Below are 24,009 nucleotides of genomic sequence, written 5' to 3' on the forward strand. Positions count from 1 at the left end.
GCGCGGGGCGCCGACGACACGCGGCTACCCTCGACGACGTGCCCCGCCACTTCCCGTCGACCGTCGCCGGCACCGTCGAGCACGAGATCGTCGTCACCAGGTCGCGGTTCCTCACCACGATCGTGCCCGTGACCGGGGTCGAGGACGCGGACCGCGTCATCGCCGGCGTCCGGCGTCGGTACTGGGACGCGCGGCACAACTGCTCTGCCATGGTCACCGGGGTCCTCGGCGACCAGGCGCGGTCCTCCGACGACGGGGAGCCGTCCGGCACTGCCGGTGTCCCGATGCTCGAGGTCCTCCGCCGTCGTGACCTGACCGACGTGGTCGCCGTGGTGACCCGGTACTTCGGTGGTGTCAAGCTGGGGGCGGGCGGACTGGTCCGCGCGTACTCGACCTCGGTGTCCGAGACCCTCGACCGCGTCGCCCTCGTGCACCGCGTCGAACTGACCCGCGTCGCGGTCACGGCGCCGCACGCCGACGCCGGCCGGATCGACAACGTGCTGCGGCAGTGGGTGCAGCAGCACGGAGCCACCTTCGACGACCCGACGTACGGCAGCGCGGTCGACTTCACGCTCTGGGTCCCCCAGGACGCCGTCGACCTCCTGCAGGCCGACCTCGCAGCGGCGTCGGGAGGCGGGTTGACGCCCGTCGTCGGCGGGACGCGCGTGGTCGACGTGCCGACCCACTGACGGCGCCCCGGTCGATCGCGGCCGGGCACGGGTCCGACAGGGGGCCGGGTCGGGCTCCGAGATCGGTCGCACGGATCTGCATCCCGAAGGCACCCCGCGCGTGTCGCCCGCGAGCGGCGCCGATCGGCAGGTCTGGGGGAACGACGAAGGCCCGGTCGGAGTGATCCGACCGGGCCTTGCTGGTGCGCCCCCTCGGACTTGAACCGAGAACCCACTGATTAAGAGTCAGTTGCTCTGCCAATTGAGCTAGAGGCGCATGGTGTTCAGTTGTCTGTCGCTCCCGCACTTCCGTGCTGCAACGGGAAACAACATTAGCATGACTTTCGCGTGCTCACGACCACCCGGGCACCGCGACCGAACAGGAGCCCCATGACGGACCGTCTCACCGCCGGCGACACCGCCCCCGACTTCACCCTGCCGGACCAGGACGGCGTGCAGCACCGCCTCGCCGACCTGCGCGGCCGCAAGGTGATCGTGTACTTCTACCCCGCAGCGTCGACCCCGGGCTGCACGACCGAGGCCTGCGACTTCCGCGACAACATGTCGTCGCTCCAGGCGGCCGGGTACGAGGTCCTCGGCGTCTCGAAGGACGAGCCCGCGAAGCTCAAGACCTTCCAGCACGAGCAGGCGCTGACCTTCCCGCTGCTCAGCGACCCCGACCTGACCGTGCACCAGGCGTACGCCTCCTGGGGCGAGAAGAACAACTACGGGAAGATCGTCACCGGCACGATCCGGTCGACCATCGTCGTCGACGAGGACGGCATCGTGCAGCTGCCGCTCTACAACGTCAAGGCGACCGGGCACGTCGCGAGCCTGCGGAAGAAGCTCGGCCTGGTCTGAGACCCGGCCCCACGACGGACGGGAGGGACGCTGCCAGCTGGCAGCGTCCCTCCCGTCCGTCACACGGTCCCGACTACTCGTCGCGTGCGTCGCGTGGGACGAGCCACCCGGTCACGGCGCGGGAGAGCACCAGGGTGAGCCCCAGCAGCGCGGGGACCAGGAGGACCCAGCCGACCCAGGCGACGCGGAAGACGCCCTGGAACGCGCCGATCGCCAGGGCGCCCTGCATCACCTGCCAGACGAGGATGCCGGCGCGCACCCAGGCGTGGCGGTTGCGGAGGCCGACGACGAGCGAGACCAGCCAGAGCGCGGCGACGGCGCAGAGCAGCGTGAGCGCGATCGCCGACGCGATGCTCGACGACGGGGCGACGATCGACTCCACGAGCAGGACGACGGTCGTGACGACGAGCGCGAGCGCCTCGAGCCCCACCACGACGAGCAGGGTCGTGACGGCCGGCGGGCGACCCGGGACGTGGTCCGGAGCGGTCGGGGTGGTGTCGGGCACAGCAAGCCTCCAGCATCGGGACCCTTGATTTGGTCATCCCAGTATGGAACGATATTCGAGGTCGTTTGGACGGCACGATGTGGTGTGCGTCTCCCGCGGTTCGACGCTTCTCCCCCGAGCGTCCAGCGGGCGTCAGACTCGCTCCCAGCGGAAGCCTCCCCCACAGGTTCCCCTCGTGCCCTGTGCATGCCAGCGTTCCGATCCCCGAGCCGCGGCCCCGGCCTGCCGTTCGAGCATCGACATCAAGGAGCACCACACATGGACTGGCGTGACCAGGCAGCCTGCCTCACCGCGGACCCCGAGCTCTTCTTCCCCGTTGGGAACACCGGACCGGCCGTCGACCAGATCGAGAAGGCGAAGTCGGTGTGCGCGCGCTGCACCGTCACCGAGATGTGCCTGCAGTACGCCCTCGAGAACAACCAGGACTCGGGCGTCTGGGGCGGTCTCAGCGAGGACGAGCGCCGTGCGCTGAAGCGTCGCGCCGCCCGCGCCCGCCGCGCCTCCTGACCCAGCGCACCTGACACCACGACGCCCGTCGCTCCCCTGCGGAGCGACGGGCGTCGTTGTGTGCGCGGCGGGCGCGAGAGCCCGTCGTCGCCCGCGGTCGCCGGCGGGCCGCCGCACAACGGGAAGCACCTCGCGCCACGGATCTCCGTGGCGCGAGGTGCTTCCCGTTGTGCACGGGCACCGGACACCACACGAACGCCTCGGCTGCTGCCCGCGCCGGGTCGGGCTAGGCGGCGCCGGCGGCGGTCAGCCAGCGGAACGGGATCGTGATCGTGACCTCGGTCCCGCTGCCGGTGAGGGTGTGCCAGTCGATCGTCCCGCCGAGCTCGCCCTGGATCAGCGTCCGGACGATCTGGGTGCCGAGACCCGATCCGACCTTGCCCTCCGGCAGGCCGACGCCGTTGTCGCGGACCTCGATGTCGAGGTGGTCGTCAGCACGGTTCGCGACGATCTCGACCTCGCCGTCACGGCCGTCGAGACCGTGCTCGACGGCGTTCGTGACGAGCTCGGTGAGCCCGAGGGCGAGGGGCGTCGCAGCCTCCGAGGGCAGCACGCCGAACTCGCCGGTCTTCTTCGGGCGGACGGTCGTGTTGTGCGACGCGGCGACCTCGGTGACGAGCTTGAGCACCGAGTCGAACACCTCGTCGAAGTCGACGTTCTGGCTGAGACCGGTCGACAGGGTGTCGTGCACGACGGCGATCGCGGCGACACGGCGCATGGCGTTCTGCAGCGAGGTGCGGGCCTCGTCGGAGTGGGTCCGTCGCGCCTGGATCCGGAGCAGCGACGCGACCGTCTGCAGGTTGTTCTTCACGCGGTGGTGGATCTCGCGGATCGTCGCGTCCTTGGTGATGAGCTCGCGCTCCTGGTGGCGCAGCTCGGTCACGTCGCGGCAGAGCACGATCGCGCCGATGCGCTCACCGTGGTCGCGCAGCGGGATCGACCGGAGCGACACGGTCACGCCCTTCGACTCGACGTCCGCGCGCCACGGCGCACGACCGGTCACGACGAGCGGGAGTGACTCGTCGACGTCGAGCTTGGAGCCGATGAGCTCGGTGGTGACCTCGGCGAGGGACTTCCGCTCGAGCTCCCCCTCGAAGCCCATCCGGTTGAACGCGCTGAGGCCGTTCGGGCTGGCGAAGGTCACGATGCCGTTGGTGTCGAGGCGCAGCAGCCCGTCGCTCGCACGGGGTGCCCCACGCCGCGGGCCGGCCGGCGCCCCGAGGTCCGGGAAGTCCCCGGTGGCGATCATGCCGAACAGGTCGTTCGCACTCGCGGTGAAGTTGAGCTCCTGGCGGCTCGGCGTCCGCATCTCGTCCTGGTTCGAGTGCCGGGTGACGACGGCGATCGGTCGGTCGGTCGTCTCCGTGCTGTTCGTGTTCAGTCGACGGAGCACCGGGATCGCACGGACGCGGGTCGGGGTGTCCTCGTACCAGTCCGGCTCGGCCGAGTCGACGACGGTGGCGCTCGCGAAGCACTGGGTCACCTGGTCGCGCCACTCCTCGCGCATCTCCTGCCCGACGATGTCGCGGTAGAACAGGGTCGCCGCCGAGCTGGGCCGTGCGTGGGCGACGGCGACGAACGAGCCGTCCTCGGCCGTCGGCACCCAGAGGACCATGTCCGCGAAGGAGAGGTCGGCGAGCAGCTGCCAGTCCCCCACGAGCAGGTGGAGCCACTCCACGTCCGCTTCCGAGGATCGGCCTTGCGCGAGGACGAGGTCACTGAGGGTCGACACCCGGCCAGTCTAGGTGCGCCGATCTGTGGAGAACCACGCTCCTCCACAACCGCGAGTCATGAACATTTCAGATGTTCCATTCGTCCGTACGCTCGGGTTCGGAGGGGACATGGCGGCAGGAGAAGCACGTCCGATCACGGACGACGAGCAGGAGGGACCGGTCACGAGGACGCTCGTCCCCGTGACGGGCGTCGCACCGACCGACGAACCCGCGCTGGTGGGAGCGGTCACGGACGACCCCGCCGCGCCGCCGACACCGGACGTCGCCGACACCGCACGTGCGCTCGGGCTGTGTGTGGTCGAGGTCCTGACCGGCGGGCGCGAGGTCGACAGCACCGCACGGTGGATCACCGAGGACGTGCAGCGGCACCTCCTGCAACGCGCTGCGGTGGCGGCTCGCGCGCGGTCGGTCGGACGACGCTCCCGGGCCCGTCCGCTCCTGCAGGTCGGCAGTGTCCGGGTGTGCGAACCGGCGCCCGGCGTCGCCGAGGCGGCGGTGGTGGTGCACACCCGCAGCCACGCCCGCGCGGTCGCGCTGCGGCTGGAGCTCCGGCAGGGGCGCTGGCGCGCGACCGCGATCGGCGTGCTCTGACCGGCCAGCGGGCGACGGCAGGCGGGGCAGACAGACGGGAGGCGCGGTGCCAGCCGGCACCGCGCCTCCCGTCGTGCGGGTGGGTCAGCCCTTCTTGGCGGCCTGACGACGCTCGGCCCGGTTCCCCGCTGCAGCGGCCTGGCCGGACGCGGTCGCCGCGTTGCCGAACGCGGAGCCCTGCTCCGGACCAGCGGCCTCGGCCTCGGCCTCGGCCTGCGCGCGCTGCGCCCGTGCGGTCGCGGCCTGCTCGAGGCGGCCGCGCTCGTCGCGCACCTCGACCTCGCCGTCGATCGACGGTGCCGAGTACTCGAGACCGGTCGCCTCGGACTCCCCGAGCCCCTTCGCCTCGATGACCGCGTTGTCGCCGTCCGACTGCACCTGGACCTCGAGGTTGAACAGGTAGCCGACCGACTCCTCGCGGATCTGGCCCATCATGCTCTGGAAGAGCGCGTAGCCCTCGCGCTGGTACTCGACCAGCGGGTCGCGCTGCGCCATCGCACGGAGACCGATGCCGTCCTTGAGGTAGTCCATCTCGTACAGGTGGTCCCGCCAGCGACGGTCGATCACCGAGAGGACGACGCGGCGCTCGAGCTCGCGCATGGCCTCGTCGCCGAGGACCTCTTCGCGCTGCTGGTAGGCGAGCTTGGCGTCGGACAGGATCTCGCGCGCCAGGAACTCGCGCGTCGCCTTGCCCTTCGAGCCGGCCTCGGTGATGACCTCGTCGATGGAGATCGAGATCGGGTACAGGGTACCGAGCTCCGTCCACATGGCGTCGAGGTCCCAGTCGTCCGGGGAGCCCTCGCCGGTGTGCGTGTCGATCACGTCGTCGATCACGGCCTTGAGGAACGACTGGGCGCGGTCGTTGATGTCGTCGCCCTCGAGGATGTGGCGGCGGTCGCTGTAGATCGCCTCGCGCTGCCGGTTGAGGACGTCGTCGTACTTCAGGACGTTCTTGCGGATCTCGGCGTTGCGGCCCTCGACCTGCGCCTGGGCGGACCGGATCGCGCGGCTGACGAGCTTGTTCTCGATCGCCATGTCGTCCGGCACGTTCGAGCGGCCCATCAGGCTCTCGGCGGCACCGGAGTTGAACAGGCGCATCAGGTCGTCGGTCAGCGACAGGTAGAAGCGGCTCTCACCGGGGTCACCCTGGCGGCCGGAACGGCCGCGCAGCTGGTTGTCGATGCGGCGGGACTCGTGCCGCTCCGTGCCGAGCACGTAGAGGCCACCGGCCTCGCGGACCTTGTCGCCCTCTTCCTCGACGGTCTTCTTGACCGCGGCGAAGACGTCGTCCCACGCGGCCTCGTACTCCTCCGGCGTCTCCGTCGGGGACAGGCCCTTGTCGTGCATCTCCTGCACGGCGAGGAACTCGGAGTTGCCGCCGAGCATGATGTCGGTACCGCGGCCGGCCATGTTCGTGGCGACCGTCACCGCACCGAGTCGACCGGCCTGGGCGACGATCGCGGCCTCGCGTGCGTGGTTCTTCGCGTTGAGGACCTCGTGCTTGACGCCCTTCTTCGCGAGGAGCTTCGACAGGTACTCCGACTTCTCGACGCTCGTGGTGCCGACGAGGACGGGCTGGCCCTTCTCGTGGCGCTCGGCGATGTCGACGGCGACCTGTTCGAACTTCGCCTTCTCGTTCTTGTAGACGAGGTCGGTCTGGTCGATGCGCTGCATCGGCTTGTTCGTCGGGATCGGGACGACGCCGAGCTTGTACGTCGACATGAACTCGGCCGCCTCGGTCTCGGCGGTACCGGTCATGCCGGAGAGCTTCTGGTAGAGGCGGAAGTAGTTCTGCAGGGTGACGGTCGCAAGGGTCTGGTTCTCGGCCTTGACCTCGACGCCCTCCTTCGCCTCGATCGCCTGGTGGATGCCCTCGTTGTAGCGACGCCCCATCAGGATGCGGCCGGTGTGCTCGTCGACGATGAGCACCTCGCCGTTCATCACGACGTAGTCCTTGTCCTTCTTGAACAGGGCGACGGCCTTGATCGAGTTGTTCAGGAAGGAGATCAGCGGGGTGTTCGCCGACTCGTACAGGTTGTCGATGCCGAGGTAGTCCTCGACCTTCTCGATGCCGGGCTCGAGGACACCGACGGTGCGCTTCTTCTCGTCGACCTCGTAGTCCTCGCCCGGGATCAGGCGGGTGGCGATCGACGCGAACTCGGTGAACCAGCGGTTCGCCTCGCCGGAGGACGGACCGGAGATGATGAGCGGCGTGCGGGCCTCGTCGATGAGGATCGAGTCGACCTCGTCCACGATCGCGAAGTAGTGGCCGCGCTGCACCATGTCCGACGCCTGCCACGCCATGTTGTCGCGCAGGTAGTCGAAGCCGAACTCGTTGTTCGTGCCGTAGGTGATGTCCGCCGCGTACTGCTCGCGGCGCTCGGCCGGCGACTGGTTCGCGATGATGCAGCCCGTGGTCATGCCGAGCGCACGGAAGACGCGGCCCATGATCTCGGACTGGTACGACGCGAGGAAGTCGTTGACGGTGATGACGTGCACGCCGCGCGACGGGATCGCGTTCAGGTACGCGGCGGTGGTCGCGACGAGGGTCTTGCCCTCACCGGTCTTCATCTCCGCGATGTTGCCCAGGTGCAGGGCCGCGCCACCCATGAGCTGCACGTCGAAGTGCCGCATGCCGAGGGTGCGCTTGGCCGCTTCGCGGACCGCGGCGAACGCCTCGGGCAGGAGGTCGTCGAGGGACTCCCCGTTGGCGTACCGCTCGCGGAGTTCCTTCGTCTCGTCCTGGAGCTCCTCGTCGGTGAGGCTCGCGAAGTCGTCCTCGAGGTCGTTGATGGCCGAGGCGTACGCCTTCAGCCGTCGGAGGGTGCGTCCTTCGCCGATGCGGAGGACCTTCTCCAGCACGTTTGCCACGTGAGCTCCTTACGGGGTCGTCGCGCGCGACCTGCGCGATCCGAACAGCCAGTCATGCTAGCAACCCGGCAGAGCCGTGCGCTGGGAGACGGACGGGCGTGCGCGGTCCGCAGACCACGCACGCCCGTGTCACACCGAGGGGTCGGTCACGCGACGGCGACCGAGCGGCTCCGCTCGTCGTCGGCGGTCGCGGCTCCGGCGTCGGTGCCGGTCGCGCCGTCCTGGTCGATGCCGATCACGCCGTAGTCCCAACCCTTGCGGCGGTACACGACGCTCGGGCGTCGGGTCTCGGCGTCGACGAACAGGTAGAAGTCGTGCCCGACGAGCTCCATGCGGTAGAGCGCGTCGTCGACGGTCATCGGGGCCTCGGCGAACACCTTGTGGCGGATCACCACCGGCGAGTAGACCTCGGCGTCGTCGTCGTGCGACTCCTCCACCACGGGGACGGCGCCGGTCGCGACGGTCTCGATGAGCCGTCCGTCGGCCGGTGTCACGCCCATGTGCTCGAACCCGGTCCCGGCGGCCTCGGCCACCGACGTCGGGCGGTGGCGTCCCCGGTGCACCTTGCGGCGGTCGCGCGCTCGGCGCAGGCGCTCGGTGATGCGGGCGAACGCGAGGTCGAACGCCGCGTACTTGTCCGACGCGGCGGACTCGGCCCGCACCAGCGGCCCGGGACCGATCAGGGTGAGCTCGACGCGGTCCTCACCCCCGGAGCCCCCGGACTTCTCGTTGTGGCGGCTGAGGCGCACCTCGAAGGCGAGGGCGCGGTCGGCGAGCACGTCGATCTTCTCGGACTTCTGTTCCACGTAGGTGCGGAATCGATCGGTGACCCCGACGTTCCGGCCCGTGATCGTCACGTCCATGTGGCGGCTCCCATCCGTACTTCGGCGCGTCGCCTCCATCCGGCGATCCCGAACGCCTTGCCGCGAGGCTAGACCCCGCGACGAGGTGGCGTCACGGCCGACCGGCGGATCCCGCCGGACACCCACCGGATGCTCAGCCGTCACCGTCCGGACACCCGGCGTCCACACGGCGACCCGGCGGCAGGCCGCGGGCCGCGGCGGGCGGTCACTCCTCGACCTCGGCGAGCGCCACGCACCGCACCACCCGTCCCCCGCCCGCCCGGACCGCGCGCACCGCCTCGGCCATGGTGACGCCCGTCGTCACGACGTCGTCGACCACCACCACATCGCGGCCCGCCACGCGCGCGGCGCGGAGGGTCCCCACCGTGGCCTCGACCCGTTCGAGTGCGGTCCGTCCCTTCTGCCCGTGGGCGGCCGGGGTGCCGGACGAGTACGGGCCTCCCGTCCGCCGTCCCGGCCGGCGGTCCCGTCGGAGCGCACCCCGCGGCGCACGGCAGGAGCGCTGTCGTGCCGCGTGTGCCCGGCGCAGCAGCAGGACGACCGGGTCGAACCCACGACGCCGGGCGCCGGTCCGCGACGGGGGCACCCGGACGAGCAGCGCGCCCGGGACGTCGGCCAGCGCGCGGTCGACGAGCGCGCCGAAGCGGGGCGCGAGCACCGGCACGAGGTCGGTCCGACCACGCAGCTTCAGTTCGAGGACGAGCGCCCGGACCGTGTCGCGGTAGGCGAAGGCCGCGTCGAGCCGGACGCCGGCGACGAGGCGTCGGCGCAGCGGTTCCGCGTCGAGGGCGTCACGGCAGGGCGGGCACACCGCGCGGTCCGGAGCGCCGCACCCGGGACACGTCACCGGGAGCACGAGTCCGAGCAGGGCGAGGACGGCGTCCGCCCAGGCGTCGGCCGGGGCCCCGTGGCGCCGGGGTCGGGGGTTCGTCGAGGACATGCGTCCATCGTGGGGACGGGTCGTCGGACCGGGTGGGCCGACGAGGCGGACCGTGGACGCGCCTCCAGGCCGTGCCGCCTGTGCAGGGACGGCTGCGGTCAGCGCTGCGTGCCGAGCACGTCCGCGGTGACGCCCGTGGTGTCCCAGCGACCACCCGTGGACTGCAGGACCGTCCCGTCCGACATCCGGAGCAGCACCGAGCCGCCGCTGCCGCCGGTGACGGACACGGCCGTCCCGTCCGGCTTCGGCAGCGTCGTCGACTGGCCGCCGACCGTCGACCGGACGACCTCGGGTCCGGTGTCCGTCTGGCCGACCGACACCACGTCGCTGTCGTTCACCCACGCCGCACCGACGGCGTCGCCGGTGGCTGCCTGCACGCGGACGGGCGACCCGAGCCCGGTGGGCGTGCGGTCACCGCTCCGGACGATCGCCATCACGTAGAGGGCCGGCCCGTCCGACGTCTCGATGAGCGCGAGGGCCCGGGTGGAGTCGCGGGACACCTGGAAGGACACGAGGTTGCCCAGCGGCAGCGTCGTGGCGATCGGGTGCGGGTCCCCGCCGAGTCCGTAGGCGGTCACCCTGCCGGTGTCGCCGCCCTGGCCGACCCAGACGAACCCGAGGTCGTCGAGGGTGGGCGGGACGAGTCCCTCGGTCGCGTCGATGCGCAACGCGTCCCGGCCGCGCACGACGACCACACCGCTGGCGTTGCCGACCGCGGCGACCGTGCCGGAGCCCGAGAGCGAGAACGACCGGGGGTCGAGGGCGGCGATGGTCGTGCTCGTGTCGCCGCCGAGTCCGGCGACCCGACCGTTGGTCGTCGCGTACCCGACCTCGTCGTCGTGGTCGACGAGCGGGCGAGGGTCGACGTCGGGGTTGAGCCGCGCCTGCGTGCCCTGCTGCTCCGGCACGGCGAACGGCGCCCCCTCGTTCGTGATCGAGACCGACGACACCGAGGCGACCGACGCGAGGGACCGGGTGAGCTGCTCGCGCATCCGCACCCGGTCGTCGTTGCTCGCACGCAGGGCGTCGCTCGACAGGTCGACGAGGGCGGAGCCGTTCTCGATCGTCACCGCGTTGAGCGAGAGCTGCGTGCCCTCGGGGAAGGCCGAGACCACCGCGCCCTTGAGCCAGTCGGACGGTCCGGCGAGCAGCGCGCTCGCGATGCGCGTGCTCGTGGACGACCGGGCGAGGAACCACCGCTCGTCCGGCACCAGGTACCGGTACGTCGGGTCGAAGAAGTAGAGCGCGTGCTGCTGGAACTGCGACTCGAAGCTGACCGGGGTGAGGATGATGCCGTCGGGGGCGTAGGCGATGCGCCACTCGCCGTCCTCACGGACGAACTGGAAGGTCAGGGTCGACGTCGTCGGCCGGACCGCCTGGGTGTACTCGCCGTCGGCGTCGACGGTCGCGCTGGCGGTCAGCGTGTAGGTGAGCTCGCGGTCGGCGACGCGCTCGATCGCGCCGCTCCCCTGCAGGACGGTGACGCCGCGGCGGGGGTTCCACTTCTCGGCGAAGCCCTTCGCGAGGAACTCGCGTGCGGTGCCGTAGTCGTCCTGCGCACCGGTGCCGGCTGCGACGAAGCCGCGCAGGATCGCGGTCTGGTCCGCGCCGGCGACCGGTCGGTCCGGGCGGAGTTCGAAGCCGGAGATCGCCTCGTCCTTCACCGACTGCCCGGTGCGCACGCCGCCGCCGGTCGGGATCGCCGCGCACGCCGTCAGGGCGACGACCGTCAGGGCCGCGAGCGTCGTCGCCACCAGGGTCCGGAGTCGTGCACGCATCAGCGGTCCTCCCGGACGGCGCGTGGTCCGTCGTAGGTCTCGTCGAGCTCGGGCAGCGGGATCGCCGACGTCACCGTGCCGAGCGCCTCGCCGCGCGGCAGCGTCAGCACGAACGTCGAGCCCTCGCCCGGGCGCGACCAGACGTCGATCCGACCGCCGTGCAGGTTGGCGTCGCCGAGCGAGATCGCGAGCCCGAGCCCCGTGCCGCCGATGGTGCGCTTGCGGCTCGGGTCGGCCCGCCAGAACCGGTCGAAGACCCGGGCGGCGTCCTCCGGGGGCATGCCGACGCCCTGGTCGCGCACGGCGATGGCGACGGAGCGGGAGTCGCTGTCGACGACGACCTGGACCGGCTTCGCGTCACCGTGCTCGATCGCGTTGCCGACGAGGTTGCGCAGGATCCGGCGGATGCGCTTCGCGTCGAGCTGCATCGTGGTGTGGCCGCCGGGGGTGACGAGCTGCAGGTCGACGCCGGCGCGGTCGGCGAGCGGCTGGAACTCCTCGACGATGTCGGCGGCGAGCGCCGCGGGTACGACCGGCTCGGTGTCGAGCTGCACGGCTTGGGCGTCGTAGCGCGAGATCTCGAGCAGGTCGGCGAGCAGCAGCTCGAAGCGCTCGACCTGCGCGTGCAGGAGCTCGGCGGAGCGACCCACCGACGGTTCGAAGGCGTGTCGGGAGTCGTAGAGCATGTCGCCGGCGAGACGGATGGTGGTCAGCGGCGTGCGGAGCTCGTGCGAGACGTCGGACACGAAGCGCTGCTGCACGCGGGAGAGCTCGGCCAGCTGGGTGATCTGCCGGCTGACCGCGTCCGCCATGTCGTTGAAGCTGCGCGCCAGGATCGCGATGTCGTCGTGACCGCGGACCGGGATGCGTTCGTCGAGTCGTCCGGCGGCGATCTTGCGGCTGGTCTCCGCAGCGCCGCGGATGGGCACGACGACGAGGCGCACCACGAGCGAGGTGACGAGTGCGATGAGGACGATGAGCGCGACGCCGCCGACGGAGAGCGTCTGCGACACGAAGTCGAGGGTCTGCTGCGCGTCGGACAGGTCGTAGACGATGTAGAGCTCGTACTGCCCGGCGCTGGGGACCTGCAGGACGGACCCGACCGCCAGGCCCGGTTCGCGCCGGCCGCCGTCGTCGAGCTGCACGGGCTGCAGGCTCAACCGACCGGTGTCCTTCGCGACCTCGCGTCGCAGCGCGTCGGTGATGACGGCGTCCGGGAAGTCCTGGCTCGCCAGGTTCTGCAGCGTCTGCGGCGTCGACTGCCCCGGCGTCCGCTCGATGGCGATGCTCGTGCCGCCCGGGCTCGTCGTGTTCGACAGGATCGCCTGCTGCGCCTCGCTCTGCAGGGTCTCGAGCTCGGTCTGGTTGTTGTCCTCGGCCGCGGTGGCGGCGTCGAAGATGCCCTGCGCGACGATCGTCGCTCGGGCCGACTCGGACTCGATCTGGTCCCGGCGCTGCGCGTAGACGTTGTTCGAGATGCTGATCATGACCGCGGTGCCGATCACCGCGACCGCGAGGCCGGTGGTCGCGACGGTGATCGCGACGCTGCGCACCATGAGCGAGCGGCGCCACAGCCACGCGACGGCGTACCAGCCGCGGCGGATCCAGCGGCGGAGCCGACGCCGGAGCCGGGCGGCGCGTCCGGACGGGCGGCGCCCGGGCCACCGCTGGCCGGACGGAGGTCGCACCGACGGACGGCCGTCGGACGGATCGCCGGGCTGGCCGGCCCCGACGCCCGGGCCGGTGGTGCTGGTGTCCGACGACGCCGACGGCACGGTGCTCAGGCTCCTCCGGCCCGGTAGCCGACACCGCGCACGGTCGTGACGATCTTCGGGTTGTCCGGGTCGTGCTCGATCTTCGCGCGGAGCCGCTGCACGTGGACGTTCACGAGCCGGGTGTCCGCCTTGTAGTGGTAGCCCCAGACCTGGTCGAGGAGCATCTCCCGCGTGAACACCTGGTTCGGCTTCTCGGCGAGCGCCCGGAGCAGGTCGAACTCCAGCGGCGTGAGCGCGATCACCGTCTCGCCGCGACGGACCTCGTGCGCGGCGACGTCGACGGTCAGGTCGCCCGCGTGCAGCACCGAGGCGTCGCCGGCCGTCGGACGCAGCCGCGTCTTGATGCGCGCGACGAGCTCCTTCGGGTTGAACGGCTTCACGACGTAGTCGTCGGCGCCGTTCTCGAGGCCGGCGACGACGTCGGCGGTGTCGCCCTTCGCGGTCAGCATGATGATCGGGGTACCGCTGTCGGCGCGGATCCGCTTGCAGACCTCGATGCCGTCGATCCCCGGCAGCATGACGTCGAGCAGCACGAGGTCGGGCTTCGTGCTGTGGAACGTCTCGACGGCGTCGTTGCCGTCGGCGCTGAACGCCGGCTCGTAGCCCTCGGAGCGGAGGACGATGCCGATCATCTCGGCGAGGGCCTGGTCGTCGTCGACGACGAGGATGCGCGGTGTCATGTGCGTGGACTCCGGGTGACGGGCGGGAGGTACCGGACCGGCACCCACGGGTCACGATAGCCGAGCACCCGTCGAGCGGGGTTCGTGCGACATGATGGGGTGGTCGCGCGTTCCGCTGCGCGGCTGCGCATGATCGAGGGGGCGGCGATGGCCGACTGGCAGGTTCCGGGTTCCGGTGGGAGCGACGACCGGACGGGAGGCCCGTCCCACCCTGCGGGGCAGCCCTCGGCCGACGGGCGGTCGGGTCAGCAGGGGTGGCCGGGTCAGCAGGGGTGGCCGGGTCAGCAGGGGTGGCCGGGTCAGCAGCAGCGGCAGCAGCAGTCCGGTCAGGGGCGTCCCGCTCCCGCACCGCAGCGGCCGGTCGTGCCGCTCCGACCGCTCGGGCTCGGGGACGTGCTCGCCGGGGCCTTCACGGTGTTCCGGCGGAACCCGCGTGTCCTGCTCCTCTGGAGCCTGCTCCTCAGCGGTGTGCTCGGACTCCTCGCGACCCTGGCGAGCACCTTCGGCCAGCAGTCGCTCCAGACGCGGTTGTCGTCGGCGGTCGAGACGGGCGGGAGCGGCGCCGGGGACGTCGTCGCCGGTACCGTGACGCTCTTCCTCGTGCTCTCGGTCGGGCTGCCGTTCCTGGCCTACCTGGGCCGGGCGTTCCTCGTCGCCCCGGTCGCGGCGGACACCGGACAGCGGATCCTCGGGCGGCGCGCCAGCTTCGGCGGGCTCTGGGCACTCCTCGCCGGTCGGCGGTGGTCGGTCGTCGCGTGGATCCTGCTGCAGCTCGCCGCGGGGCTCGTCCTCGCGGCGGTCTTCGGCGGCATCGCCGTCGGGATGGCCGTGAGCCTCACCGCGGGCCGCGCCGGCATCGGCGGCTTCATCGGCGCGTTCTTCCTGTTCGCGATCGGTGCCCTCGTCGTGATCGCCTGGCTGGGCACGCGGTTCGCCTTCACCGTCCCGACCATCGCCCTCGAGGGCCGGGGCGTGTTCTCCGCCGCCGCGCAGTCGTGGCGGCTCACCCGCGGGGCGTTCTGGCGCACCTTCGGCATCGTCCTGCTGGTGCAGGTCGCCTTCGGGGTCGCGGGGTCGATCGCCTCGATCCCGCTCTCCTTCGGCACGGCGCTGGCGATCGGTGCCTTCGACCCGCTCGGGCAGACCGGCGCGGCAGCCGGCGTCGGCGCCGGGGCCGTCGTGGCCATCGTCCTCGGCGCGCTGTCGTCGATCGCCGTGCAGTGCGTCACCGACGTGCTGAGCGCCGCGGTCCTGACCCTCCTGGCCGTCGACCGCCGCATCCGGACCGAGGCGCTCGACCAGCGCATCGCGGGGCACCTGGAGACCGGAGCGCCGGCGGACCCGTTCGCACCGGCACCCGCGGTCCCCCGTGCCCCGTGGCCGGGACAGCCCGGCCCCGGGTCGGCCTGGCCGACGCAGCAGTGGCCCGCGCAGCAGCAGTGGCCCGGACAGCAGCAACAGCAGTGGCCAGGGCAGCAGCAGTGGCCGGGCGGCTCGTGACGATCAGCCCGGACGACGCGCGTCGGCTGCTCGAACGCGAGCTCGACCGTGCCGACTACGACGGTGCGCGCGCGACGTGGTGGGACCGGGCGTCCCGTCACCTGCTCGAGTGGCTCGGGTCCTTCCGCCCGGGCGGCGGGCTGGACTCCCCGGCGCTCGGGACGACCGTGCTCTGGATCGCGGTCGTCGTGCTCGTGGCAGTGGTGGTCGTCGTGGTCGTCGGGCGCGGACTGCCGCACCGCCGGGCCCGTACCACACGGTCGGACGACGGGAGCGTCTTCGACGGCGACGACCTGCGGTCCGCCCGTGAGCTCGGCGACACCGCACGGTCCGCCCTGCGCACGGGCGACTGGTCCGCCGCGGTGCTGGACGGCTACCGTGCCCTCGCCCGCGGGCTCGCCGAACGCGACCTCGTCCGCGAGGTCCCCGGTGCGACCGCCCGGGCCGTCGCCGGGCGTGCGGCGCCGTGGTTCCCGGAGCACGCGGACCGGATCGACCTGGCGGCGGGCTCGTTCGACGCGGTCCGCTACCTCGGCGCCGAGGCCGACGAGACCGCCGCGCGCTCGGTCCTCGACACCGAGGCGTCCGTCCGCACCACCCGTCCCGCGACCGCGCCGGCGGTGCCGACGTGAGCGCCGCCCCGGCCGCGACCGGTGTCGTCCGCTCCCCCGGACGTACCGGCCGCGTGGTCTTCTGGGTCGTCATCGTCCTCGTGGGTCTGCTGCTCGCGGGACTCACGGCCGCGGTGCAGTCCACCACCGGCCGGACCCGTGAGCCGCTCGACCCCGGGTCGACGACGGCGAGCGGAGCGCGGGCACTCGTGCGTGTGCTCGAACAGCGGGGCACCAGGGTGGACGTCGTGGACCGGGTGGACGGCCTCGACCGGGCCGCACTCGGCGGCGCGACGGTCCTCGTCGACGACTCGGCCAACGCCCTCGACGCCGGGGTCGCACGTCGCCTCGGTCGCTCGGCCGAGCACGTCGTCCTGCTCTCCACCGACCGGGCCGCGCTCGACGCCCTGGGCCTCGACGTCGTCGCGGCCGGGCCCGTCCTCGGGGACGGCACCGTCCCGACGTCCGGCTGTGCCGTCCCGGCCGTGGCCGCCGCAGGACGCCTCACCGTGACCGGCCAGGGCTACCGTCCGCCGACGGACGGCCCGGTGGGCCGCGGCACCGACCTCTGCGTCACGACCGGCAGCGGGGACGACCGCGTCGCCGGGATCGTCCGGACCGCCACACCCGGCGGGGACGTCACCCTGGTCGGCACGACCGGCGCGCTGCGGAACGACACGATCACGACCGCGGGCAACGCCGCCTTCGCGCTCGAGCTGCTCGGGTCCGGCGACCGGCTCGTCTGGTACACGCCGACCCGGACCTCGGCCGACGCCGCGCCGACGATCGGCTCGCTCGCTCCGCCGTGGGTGCCCGGCGCCCTGCTGCTGCTCGGCCTGGTCGCGGTCGCGGCCGGTGTCTGGCGGGGGCGTCGGCTCGGGCCGCTCGTCGTCGAGCGGATGCCCGTCGTCGTCCGTGCGGCCGAGACGACCGAGGGGCGCGCGCGCCTGTACGCCAGGACCCGCGACCGCACCCACGCGCTCGACACCCTGCGGCTCGCGGCACTGCGCCGGATCGGGCAGCGGCTCGGACTCCCCCGCGACACCCACGTCGACGAGGTGGTCCGTGCCGCGGCCCGCGTGACCGGCCGCCCCGACGCCGCCGTCGGAGCCGTCCTGGTCGGGGGCCCGACCGCCGACGACCGGGCGCTCGTCCACGGCGCTGCGGCACTCGACGAGCTGGAGCGTGCCGTCCGCACGGCGACCGGCGCCCCCGACGCGCACCCCACCACCCCGCACTCCGCGACCCCGCGCACGTCCCACCGCAACCGACGAGGAGCACGACCGTGACCGATCCGTCACCCGCCCAGGAACCGACGGGCACGACCCCGACGAGCACGACCCCGAGCGCCACGACCCCGACCGGCACGACGTCGGCCACCTCCGGACCGGCCGGCGCGGTGCCGTCCCCGGCCGGCACCGACGCACTCCGGGACGCCTTCGGCCGGCTCCGCGCCGAGGTCGGCAAGGCCGTCGTCGGTCAGGAGGGCGCCGTGTCCGGGATGATCGTCGGCATCCTCGCACAGGGCCACGTGCTGCTCGAGGGCGTCCCCGGCGTCGCGAAGACGCTGCTGGTGCGCAGCCTCGCCGCGGCGATGTCGCTCGACACGAAGCGCATCCAGTTCACGCCCGACCTGATGCCCGGCGACGTGACCGGCTCGCTCGTGTACGACGCGTCCACCGGCACGTTCCCGTTCCGCGAGGGCCCGGTCTTCACGAACGTGCTGCTCGCCGACGAGGTCAACCGCACGCCGCCGAAGACGCAGTCCGCCCTGCTCGAGGCCATGGAGGAACGCCAGGTCAGCGTGGACGGTACGGCACGGCCGCTGCCCGACCCGTTCTTCGTCGCCGCGACGATGAACCCGATCGAGTTCGAGGGCACCTACACGCTGCCGGAGGCGCAGCTCGACCGCTTCCTCGTGAAGCTGACGCTCGACGTGCCGCCGCGGGACGTCGAGTGGCAGGTGCTCCGCCGGCACGCGGACGGGTTCGTCCCGCGGGACGTGCGGTCCGCCGGGGTCCGGCCGGTGCTCGGCGTCGACGAGGTCCTCCGGGCGCAGCGGGCCGTCCGCTCGGTCGGGGCGCGCGACGACGTCCTGGCGTACGTGGTCGACCTGGCCCGCGCCACCCGGCAGGCTCCGTCGGTCCGCGTCGGCGTCAGTCCCCGCGGCGCGACGGCACTCCTCGCCGCCGCGAAGGCGTGGGCGTGGCTCACCGGCTACGACGCGATCACGCCCGACCACGTGCAGGCGATGCTCCTGCCCGTCTGGCGGCACCGACTGCGCGTGGCCGCGGACGCCGAGCTCGAGGGCGTCGGGGCGGACGGCGTGCTGCAGCAGGTCCTCGAGCAGGTCCGGGTGCCCTTCTAGTGGCGGTCTCCGGTCGGTTCGTCGCACTCCTGGCGGTCGCGATCGTCCCCACGGTGCTGCTCGGCAGCGCCTGGGCCGGCGTGGCCTGGGCCGTCGTCGTGGTGCTCGCCGCCGGACTCGACGTGCTGCTCGCCGCCGATCCGCGCACGGTCCGCGTCGAGCGCCGGATGCCGCACCTGGCGCGCCGGGGCAGCACCACCGACGGCACACTCGTGCTGGCGAACGACGGGCAGCGGCCGCTGCGCGCCACCGTCCGCGACATGTGGGAGCCCTCCGCCGGCCACGAGCCGCACCGGATCCGGACGACCGTCCCCGCCGGGGAGCGCCGGACCGCCCGGGTCCGCTTCACACCGTTCCGCCGTGGCCGCCGCGCCAGCGCGGGGGTCGCGATCCGATCGGCCGGCCCGCTCGGCCTCGCCGCCCGGCAGTCCGTCCTGGCGGTCCCCGGCGAACTGGTCGTCACGCCGCCCTTCCGGTCGCGTCGACACCTGCCCTCGCGGCTCGCCAGGCTCCGCGAGCTCGACGGTGAGACCACCCTGCAGCTCCGCGGGCACGGCACCGAGTTCGACTCGCTCCGCGACTACGTCCGCGGCGACGACGTCCGGTCCGTCGACTGGCGGGCGACCGCCCGGCGGCAGGACCTGGTCGTCCGGACCTGGCGCCCCGAGCGCGACCGCCGCGTCGTCATCGTCGTCGACGCGGGGCGTGCCGGTGCCGGACGGGTCGACGACGAACCCCGGCTCGACACCTCCATCGAGTCCGCGCTGCTGCTCGGCGCCCTCGCCACGGCCGCCGGCGACCGGGTCGACCTGGTGGTGCTCGACGACACCGTCCGCGACCGGGTGCACGGTGCGACGCGGACCGACGTCGTCCGACGCTTCGGCGAACGGCTCGCGCTCGCCGAGCCCGGGCTCGCCGCGACCGACTGGTCCGCCCTCCCGGCGCTCGTCGACCAGGTGACGACCTCGCGCGCGTTCGTCGTGCTCCTGTCGAGCCTGGACTCGGTCGGTGCCTCTGCCGACCTGCTCGCGGTGCTCCCCCGGCTGACACGGCGGCACGCCGTCGTCGTCACCAGCATCGCGGACCCGGCCGTCGAGCGGATGGCGAGCGGCGTCCCGGAGCCGGGGTACGGGGTACCGGAGGAGCGGGGCGGGCCGGTGTCGAGCCTCCTGGCCGGGTCCGGTGCCGAGCGCGACGTGTACCGACGGGCGGCCGCGGCGCGCAGCCTGCTCGACGCCGACGGCGTCGGGGACGTGGCACGCCGCGCGGGCGCCGAGGTCGTGCGCGGCGGCCCCGCGGCAGTGCCACCGGACGTCGCGGACGCGTACATCCGTGCGAAGGCGACCGGGCGGCTCTGAGCCGCAGTCGGCCGCGGCTCAGCCGGCGGTGAGCGCCGTCGCGCCGCGTTCGAATTCCTCGACGTCGCCGCGCTCTCCCGCGCGGTACGCACGGCCGCCGAGCACCCACTGGTACCAGAGCACCGCGGCCAGTGCGACCGTGCCGATGCCGATCTTCACCGGCCACGGCCAGTCCTGGCGGGTCACCACGCCCTCGACGAGGCCGGAGAGCAGCAGGGTGAGCACGAGGCCGACCGCCACGGTGAGGAGCGCCCGGCCGTCCTCCGCCAGGGCCTGCGCCCGTGTGCGCGCACCGGGGGCGATCCACGACCAGCAGATCATCAGCCCGGCGGCGCCGGCGAGGAACACGGAGTACAGCTCGAGCTGGCCGTGCGGAGCGATCCAGAGGAAGAAGTCGCCCAGCCGCCCCTGCGAGTGCATGATCGCGGCGGAGACGCCGAGGCTCACGGCGTTCTGGACGATCGACACCGGGACGTACAGCCCGGTGATGCCGAAGGCCACCATCCGGGCGGCGATGAAGGCGTTGTTCGACCAGACCTGTGCGGTGAACGTCCCCAGGCCGTGGTCCGAGTAGTACGCCTGGAAGTCCTCGGTCGCGTACTGCCGCAGGGCCTCGGGGCTCCCGAACGTGGCGACCGCCCCGGGGGTCGAGCCGATCCAGACGCCGACGATCGCGCTGATCGCGACGGTCGCCACCGCCACCCAGATCGTCACCCAGCGGATGCGGTACAGCGCCGCCTGGAGGTGGCGCGTGAAGAACGTCGTGACGGCGGTCACCGGGTCCACCGGTGTCCCGGTGAAGCGGAGGCGAGCACGGAAGAGCGTGCGCGACAGGCGGTCCCCCGTCGGCGAGCCCGGCGCGACGCCGCGGATGCGCGCGAGGTCGGTCGCGACCTCCTGGTAGCCGCTGACGAGCCGATCGGCGTCGGCACCGGATCCGTGACGGGCACGTGCCAGCCGGTCGACCTCGTCCCAGCGGTCGCCGTGCACCGTGCTGTAGGCCTCCAGGTCCACGTGCCTCCCCCGATCGTGCACCCGCACCCCCGTCGGGACGCGCTCACGACAGAATGATCCCATGGGGAAGACGCGCGTGCCACGCGACCTGTCCGACGCCCGCTTCGGCGGGACGCTCGACGAGACCGCCGACGAGCTCGTCGTCGGCGAGGCCGTCGCGCTCGACGTCCAGCCGGCCGGCATCGCGCTGCGGCTGGCGGCGGCGCTGCTCGACGGCGTGTGCCTCGTGGCACTGCTCGGCATGCTGCTCCTCGGGCTCGCGCGGGTGTGGCCGGACGGCACCGACCCGGCGTGGGTCATGCCCGTGGTGATCGTCTCCGCCGTCACCGTGCTCGTGCTCGTCCCGGCCGGGGTCGAGACGGTCACACGGGGCAAGAGCGTCGGCCGGTACGCCGCCGGGACCCGAGTGGTCCGGGTGGACGGCGGCGCGATCGGCTTCCGGCACGCGTTCACCCGCGCACTGGTCGGGCTGCTCGAGCTCTGGTCGACCCTGGGATCGGTGGCGTTCGTCGTGGCGCTGTTCGGTTCGCGGCCCCGGCGCCTCGGTGACCTGCTCGCCGGGACCTTCGTGCAGCACGAGCGCGGGGCACGGCGGCGGGACGTGCAGGTCCTGCTGCCGGTGGAGCTCGTGCCGTGGGCCGCGGTGGCGGACGTGTCGGCGCTCCCGCAGCGGCTGGAGGACCGACTCGGCGCGTTCTTCCGCTCCGTCGCCGACCTGCGGCCGGAGGCCCGCGAGACGACGGCGCGGACGCTCGCTGCGGCGGTCGCGGCGTACGCGTCCCCGGTGCCCGACGTCCACCCCGAGGTGTTCCTGGCGGGCGTGGTCGCCGTGCGGCGGGAGCGCGACGTGCGGGCGCTGCGCGCCCGGGCCGCGCTGCTCGACGGTGCCGCCGCAGTCGCGGGGGCGCGGCCGCCCGGCTTCCCGCGCTGAGGCGCGCGCGCAGCGCGGCCCGCGCCGCAGCGCAGTCCGCGCCGCAGCGCAGTCCGCGAATCAGTACCGGTAGTGGTCCGGCTTGTAGGGGCCCTCGACCGGCACGCCGATGTACGCCGCCTGCTCCGGCCGGAGCTCGGTCAGCCGCACCCCGAGGGCGTCGAGGTGCAGGCGCGCGACCTTCTCGTCCAGGTGCTTCGGCAGCACGGACACCCCGGTCGGGTACTCCTCGCGCTTCGTGTGCAGCTCGATCTGCGCGAGCACCTGGTTCGTGAACGAGTTGCTCATCACGAAGGACGGGTGCCCGGTCGCGTTGCCGAGGTTCATCAACCGCCCCTCGCTCAGCACCAGGACCGAGCGACCGTTCGGCAGCCGCCACTCGTGCACCTGCGGCTTGATCTCGACCTTCTCCACCCCGGGGAGCCCCTCGAGCCCCGCCATGTCGATCTCGTTGTCGAAGTGCCCGACGTTCGCGACCACCGCCAGGTGCTTCAGCGCGAGCACCTCCTCGACCCCGACGACGCCGAGGTTGCCGGTGCACGTCACGACGATGTCGACCTCGCCCGCGACGTCCGCGAGCCGCGCCACCTGGTACCCGTCCATCGCCGCCTGCAGTGCGCAGATCGGGTCGACCTCGGACACGATCACCCGGGCACCCTGACCCCGCAGTGCCTCTGCCGCGCCCTTGCCGACGTCGCCGTAGCCCACGACGAACGCGACCTTGCCACCGATGAGCACGTCGGTCGCACGGTTCAACCCGTCGGGCAGCGAGTGGCGGATGCCGTACTTGTTGTCGAACTTCGACTTCGTCACCGAGTCGTTGACGTTGATCGCCGGGAAGCGCAGCTCGCCCTTCCGCGCGAGCTCGTACAGCCGGTGCACCCCCGTGGTCGTCTCCTCGGTGACGCCCTGCACCTCGGCCGCGATGCGGGTCCACCGGTCGGGGGACCGCTCGAGCGACGCGGCGACGGTCGCGAGCACGATCCGCCACTCGGCACTCGCGTCGGCCCCGGGCTCCGGGGCGTGGCCCGCTGCCTCGGCGTCCGCACCGGTGTGCAGCAGCATCGTCGCGTCCCCACCGTCGTCCAGGATCAGGTTCGGCCCGGTCCACGACTCCCCCGCGGCAGCGGCCTCGGCGCTCCAGTCGAAGACGCGGTCGGTGCACCACCAGTACTCGTCGAGCGTCTCGCCCTTCCACGCGAAGACCGGCACGCCCGCGGGCGACGTCGGGGTCCCCGTCGGGCCGACCGCGACCGCGGCGGCCGCCTCGTCCTGGGTGGAGAAGATGTTGCAGCTCGCCCACCGGACCTGCGCACCGAGGGCGACGAGGGTCTCGATCAGGACCGCGGTCTGCACCGTCATGTGCAGGGAGCCGGCGATGCGCGCGCCGGCGAGCGGCTGCGACGCGCCGAACTCCTCGCGCAGGGCCATCAGCCCCGGCATCTCGTTCTCGGCCAGGCGGATCTGGTGGCGACCCGCCTCGGCGAGGGTCAGGTCGGCGACGCGGAACGGGGCGACGGTGCTGGTCTCGGTCGACATGGCGTCAGTCTGGCACGCCGGGAGGCGCGGATCGTCAGACGACGTCACGGACGCGGGGTGGGCCTCCAGACCGCACCGGGAGACCGTGGACGGGCCGGCTCACGTCGGGTGGGCGGCGTCGCGCCCCACCGGGACCGCCGCGGGCCGCCTCAGTCGGCGGGCGCCGCGTCCCGCCGGATCGGCTCACGCCGGACGACGTCCCAGCCGCGCGGGACGCGCAGGCCGGCAGCGTGCCGGGCGCAGAGGTCGTACCCGTGCGGCTCGACGCGCGTGGACAGCGGCCCGACGACGACCATGGAGTCGCCGTAGTCGTACGTCAGGGTCGCCGACGCACTCGCGCCACAGGCGACCTTGCTGCAGATCCGTACGTCCTCCATACCGGCACCGACCCTACCGGTCGGAGCACCGGGACCACCTGCCGGCCACGGCACGGTCCGCCGCGCACCCGACGCGTACGATGGCGGGATGCGTCGGAAGCACCCCACCGTCACCCCCGTCGACCGTGCCCGCGGTCGTTCCCGGCACGGACGCGGTGGCCGCTCGAGCGTGACCGGACCGGACCTGGCGCCCGTGATCACCCGCGCCGAGACCTTCGACCGGATCGTCGGGGACACCGCGCACTACCTGGTCGGACTGTGGCCGGACGAGCTCGCGGGCGTGGTGTTCCAGGTGGCCGACATGCCGACGGACCAGGCACTGCCGGACCGGCTCCCCCGGTGGCGGGTCGACCGTGACGGGCGTCGGGTGACACTGTTCCGTGTCCCCGTCGAGCGGGTCACGCGGAGTCCCGAGAAGGACGACACCGACCGCCGGGTGATCGTCGAGACGGCGGTGTTCCGCGCGGTCGGCGAGCTGATCGACAAGGATCCGTGGGACCTGGCGCCGGACCGCTACCGTCACTGGTGACGGAAGGGCG

Annotated in this window: 22 protein-coding genes and 1 tRNA gene; 11 read left to right on the forward strand and 12 right to left on the reverse strand. The window is 72.9% G+C overall.

The annotated features are described in order from the left end of the window. Positions 1-38 precede the first annotated feature (38 nt). Complete coding sequence (locus tag ACIPEQ_RS08395) at positions 39-689, forward strand: IMPACT family protein (RefSeq protein ID WP_402714827.1); 651 nt, start codon at positions 39-41, stop codon at positions 687-689. 180 nt (positions 690-869) lie between these two features. Here the strand turns inward: ACIPEQ_RS08395 and ACIPEQ_RS08400 are convergent. Beyond that, positions 870-945: transfer RNA gene (locus tag ACIPEQ_RS08400), tRNA-Lys, on the reverse strand. A gap of 113 nt (positions 946-1,058) precedes the next feature. Between ACIPEQ_RS08400 and bcp the strand changes: the two genes are divergently transcribed. Then, positions 1,059-1,529: a thioredoxin-dependent thiol peroxidase gene (gene bcp / locus ACIPEQ_RS08405; RefSeq protein ID WP_402714828.1), complete on the forward strand. Its 471-nt coding sequence runs from the start codon at positions 1,059-1,061 to the stop codon at positions 1,527-1,529. 73 nt (positions 1,530-1,602) lie between these two features. Here the strand turns inward: bcp and ACIPEQ_RS08410 are convergent, their stop codons facing one another. Further along, complete coding sequence (locus ACIPEQ_RS08410; protein WP_402714829.1) at positions 1,603-2,034, reverse strand: hypothetical protein; 432 nt, start codon at positions 2,032-2,034, stop codon at positions 1,603-1,605. Between the two features lie 258 nt (positions 2,035-2,292). Here ACIPEQ_RS08410 and ACIPEQ_RS08415 point away from each other — a divergent pair, with 258 nt between their 5' ends. Then, positions 2,293-2,541, forward strand: coding sequence for a WhiB family transcriptional regulator (locus ACIPEQ_RS08415; RefSeq protein ID WP_022904217.1), 249 nt, complete (start codon positions 2,293-2,295; stop codon positions 2,539-2,541). Between the two features lie 226 nt (positions 2,542-2,767). On the opposite strand, the gene ACIPEQ_RS08420 is transcribed toward ACIPEQ_RS08415, so the two are convergent. After that, complete coding sequence (locus ACIPEQ_RS08420) at positions 2,768-4,273, reverse strand: PAS domain-containing sensor histidine kinase (protein WP_250368440.1); 1,506 nt, start codon at positions 4,271-4,273, stop codon at positions 2,768-2,770. A gap of 109 nt (positions 4,274-4,382) precedes the next feature. Here ACIPEQ_RS08420 and ACIPEQ_RS08425 point away from each other — a divergent pair, with 109 nt between their 5' ends. Beyond that, positions 4,383-4,865, forward strand: coding sequence for an Rv3235 family protein (locus tag ACIPEQ_RS08425; RefSeq protein ID WP_402714830.1), 483 nt, complete (start codon positions 4,383-4,385; stop codon positions 4,863-4,865). An 84-nt stretch (positions 4,866-4,949) separates the two neighbouring features. On the opposite strand, the gene secA is transcribed toward ACIPEQ_RS08425, so the two are convergent. The 6 genes from secA to mtrA form a co-directional block, all read right to left on the reverse strand. Further along, on the reverse strand, positions 4,950-7,736 hold the full coding sequence (secA, locus tag ACIPEQ_RS08430) for a preprotein translocase subunit SecA (RefSeq protein ID WP_402714831.1): 2,787 nt from the start codon (positions 7,734-7,736) through the stop codon (positions 4,950-4,952). 146 nt (positions 7,737-7,882) lie between these two features. Further along, positions 7,883-8,599 carry a ribosome hibernation-promoting factor, HPF/YfiA family gene (gene hpf, locus ACIPEQ_RS08435; RefSeq protein ID WP_402714832.1) on the reverse strand — a complete coding sequence of 239 codons (717 nt, stop codon included), beginning with the start codon at positions 8,597-8,599 and terminating at the stop codon, positions 7,883-7,885. 205 nt (positions 8,600-8,804) lie between these two features. Continuing rightward, complete coding sequence (locus ACIPEQ_RS08440; protein ID WP_402714833.1) at positions 8,805-9,539, reverse strand: ComF family protein; 735 nt, start codon at positions 9,537-9,539, stop codon at positions 8,805-8,807. A 98-nt stretch (positions 9,540-9,637) separates the two neighbouring features. After that, a complete protein-coding gene (locus ACIPEQ_RS08445) occupies positions 9,638-11,317 on the reverse strand; it encodes a GerMN domain-containing protein (RefSeq protein WP_402714834.1) in 1,680 nt (559 codons plus the stop codon). Then, on the reverse strand, positions 11,317-13,005 hold the full coding sequence (gene mtrB, locus ACIPEQ_RS08450; RefSeq protein ID WP_402714835.1) for an MtrAB system histidine kinase MtrB: 1,689 nt from the start codon (positions 13,003-13,005) through the stop codon (positions 11,317-11,319). The genes ACIPEQ_RS08445 and mtrB overlap by 1 nt, the downstream gene beginning before the upstream one ends. Positions 13,006-13,097: 92 nt before the next feature. Beyond that, positions 13,098-13,772 carry an MtrAB system response regulator MtrA gene (gene mtrA / locus ACIPEQ_RS08455; protein ID WP_126892696.1) on the reverse strand — a complete coding sequence of 225 codons (675 nt, stop codon included), beginning with the start codon at positions 13,770-13,772 and terminating at the stop codon, positions 13,098-13,100. 147 nt (positions 13,773-13,919) lie between these two features. Between mtrA and ACIPEQ_RS08460 the strand changes: the two genes are divergently transcribed. The 5 genes from ACIPEQ_RS08460 to ACIPEQ_RS08480 all read left to right on the forward strand — a co-directional run bounded on the left by ACIPEQ_RS08460 (position 13,920) and on the right by ACIPEQ_RS08480 (position 19,609). Continuing rightward, positions 13,920-15,272: a glycerophosphoryl diester phosphodiesterase membrane domain-containing protein gene (locus ACIPEQ_RS08460; protein WP_402714836.1), complete on the forward strand. Its 1,353-nt coding sequence runs from the start codon at positions 13,920-13,922 to the stop codon at positions 15,270-15,272. After that, positions 15,236-15,904 carry a DUF4129 domain-containing protein gene (locus ACIPEQ_RS08465; protein WP_402714837.1) on the forward strand — a complete coding sequence of 223 codons (669 nt, stop codon included), beginning with the start codon at positions 15,236-15,238 and terminating at the stop codon, positions 15,902-15,904. The genes ACIPEQ_RS08460 and ACIPEQ_RS08465 overlap by 37 nt, the downstream gene beginning before the upstream one ends. Beyond that, entirely contained in the window at positions 15,901-17,172 is a 1,272-nt protein-coding gene (locus ACIPEQ_RS08470) for a DUF4350 domain-containing protein (protein WP_402714838.1), read from the forward strand. Before ACIPEQ_RS08465 ends, ACIPEQ_RS08470 begins: the two co-directional genes overlap by 4 nt. A gap of 110 nt (positions 17,173-17,282) precedes the next feature. Then, positions 17,283-18,251: an AAA family ATPase gene (locus tag ACIPEQ_RS08475; protein ID WP_402715241.1), complete on the forward strand. Its 969-nt coding sequence runs from the start codon at positions 17,283-17,285 to the stop codon at positions 18,249-18,251. Continuing rightward, complete coding sequence (locus ACIPEQ_RS08480) at positions 18,251-19,609, forward strand: DUF58 domain-containing protein (protein WP_402714839.1); 1,359 nt, start codon at positions 18,251-18,253, stop codon at positions 19,607-19,609. Before ACIPEQ_RS08475 ends, ACIPEQ_RS08480 begins: the two co-directional genes overlap by 1 nt. A gap of 18 nt (positions 19,610-19,627) precedes the next feature. Here ACIPEQ_RS08480 and ACIPEQ_RS08485 read toward each other — a convergent pair whose 3' ends face one another. Beyond that, positions 19,628-20,623, reverse strand: a complete 996-nt coding sequence (locus tag ACIPEQ_RS08485) for a stage II sporulation protein M (protein WP_402714840.1) — start codon at positions 20,621-20,623, stop codon at positions 19,628-19,630. A gap of 61 nt (positions 20,624-20,684) precedes the next feature. Here ACIPEQ_RS08485 and ACIPEQ_RS08490 point away from each other — a divergent pair, with 61 nt between their 5' ends. Then, positions 20,685-21,554, forward strand: coding sequence for an RDD family protein (locus tag ACIPEQ_RS08490; RefSeq protein WP_402714841.1), 870 nt, complete (start codon positions 20,685-20,687; stop codon positions 21,552-21,554). 60 nt (positions 21,555-21,614) lie between these two features. Here the strand turns inward: ACIPEQ_RS08490 and ahcY are convergent, their stop codons facing one another. Both ahcY and ACIPEQ_RS08500 read right to left on the reverse strand, forming a co-directional pair. Beyond that, positions 21,615-23,093 carry an adenosylhomocysteinase gene (ahcY, locus tag ACIPEQ_RS08495; protein WP_402714842.1) on the reverse strand — a complete coding sequence of 493 codons (1,479 nt, stop codon included), beginning with the start codon at positions 23,091-23,093 and terminating at the stop codon, positions 21,615-21,617. 149 nt (positions 23,094-23,242) lie between these two features. After that, positions 23,243-23,470, reverse strand: coding sequence for a DUF3499 family protein (locus ACIPEQ_RS08500; RefSeq protein WP_126892632.1), 228 nt, complete (start codon positions 23,468-23,470; stop codon positions 23,243-23,245). 88 nt (positions 23,471-23,558) lie between these two features. Here ACIPEQ_RS08500 and ACIPEQ_RS08505 point away from each other — a divergent pair, with 88 nt between their 5' ends. Then, complete coding sequence (locus ACIPEQ_RS08505) at positions 23,559-23,999, forward strand: metallopeptidase family protein (protein WP_126892631.1); 441 nt, start codon at positions 23,559-23,561, stop codon at positions 23,997-23,999. The last annotated feature ends 10 nt before the right edge of the window (positions 24,000-24,009 follow it).

Source organism: Curtobacterium sp. NPDC087080, from assembly GCF_044745105.1.
GTDB lineage: Bacteria > Actinomycetota > Actinomycetes > Actinomycetales > Microbacteriaceae > Curtobacterium.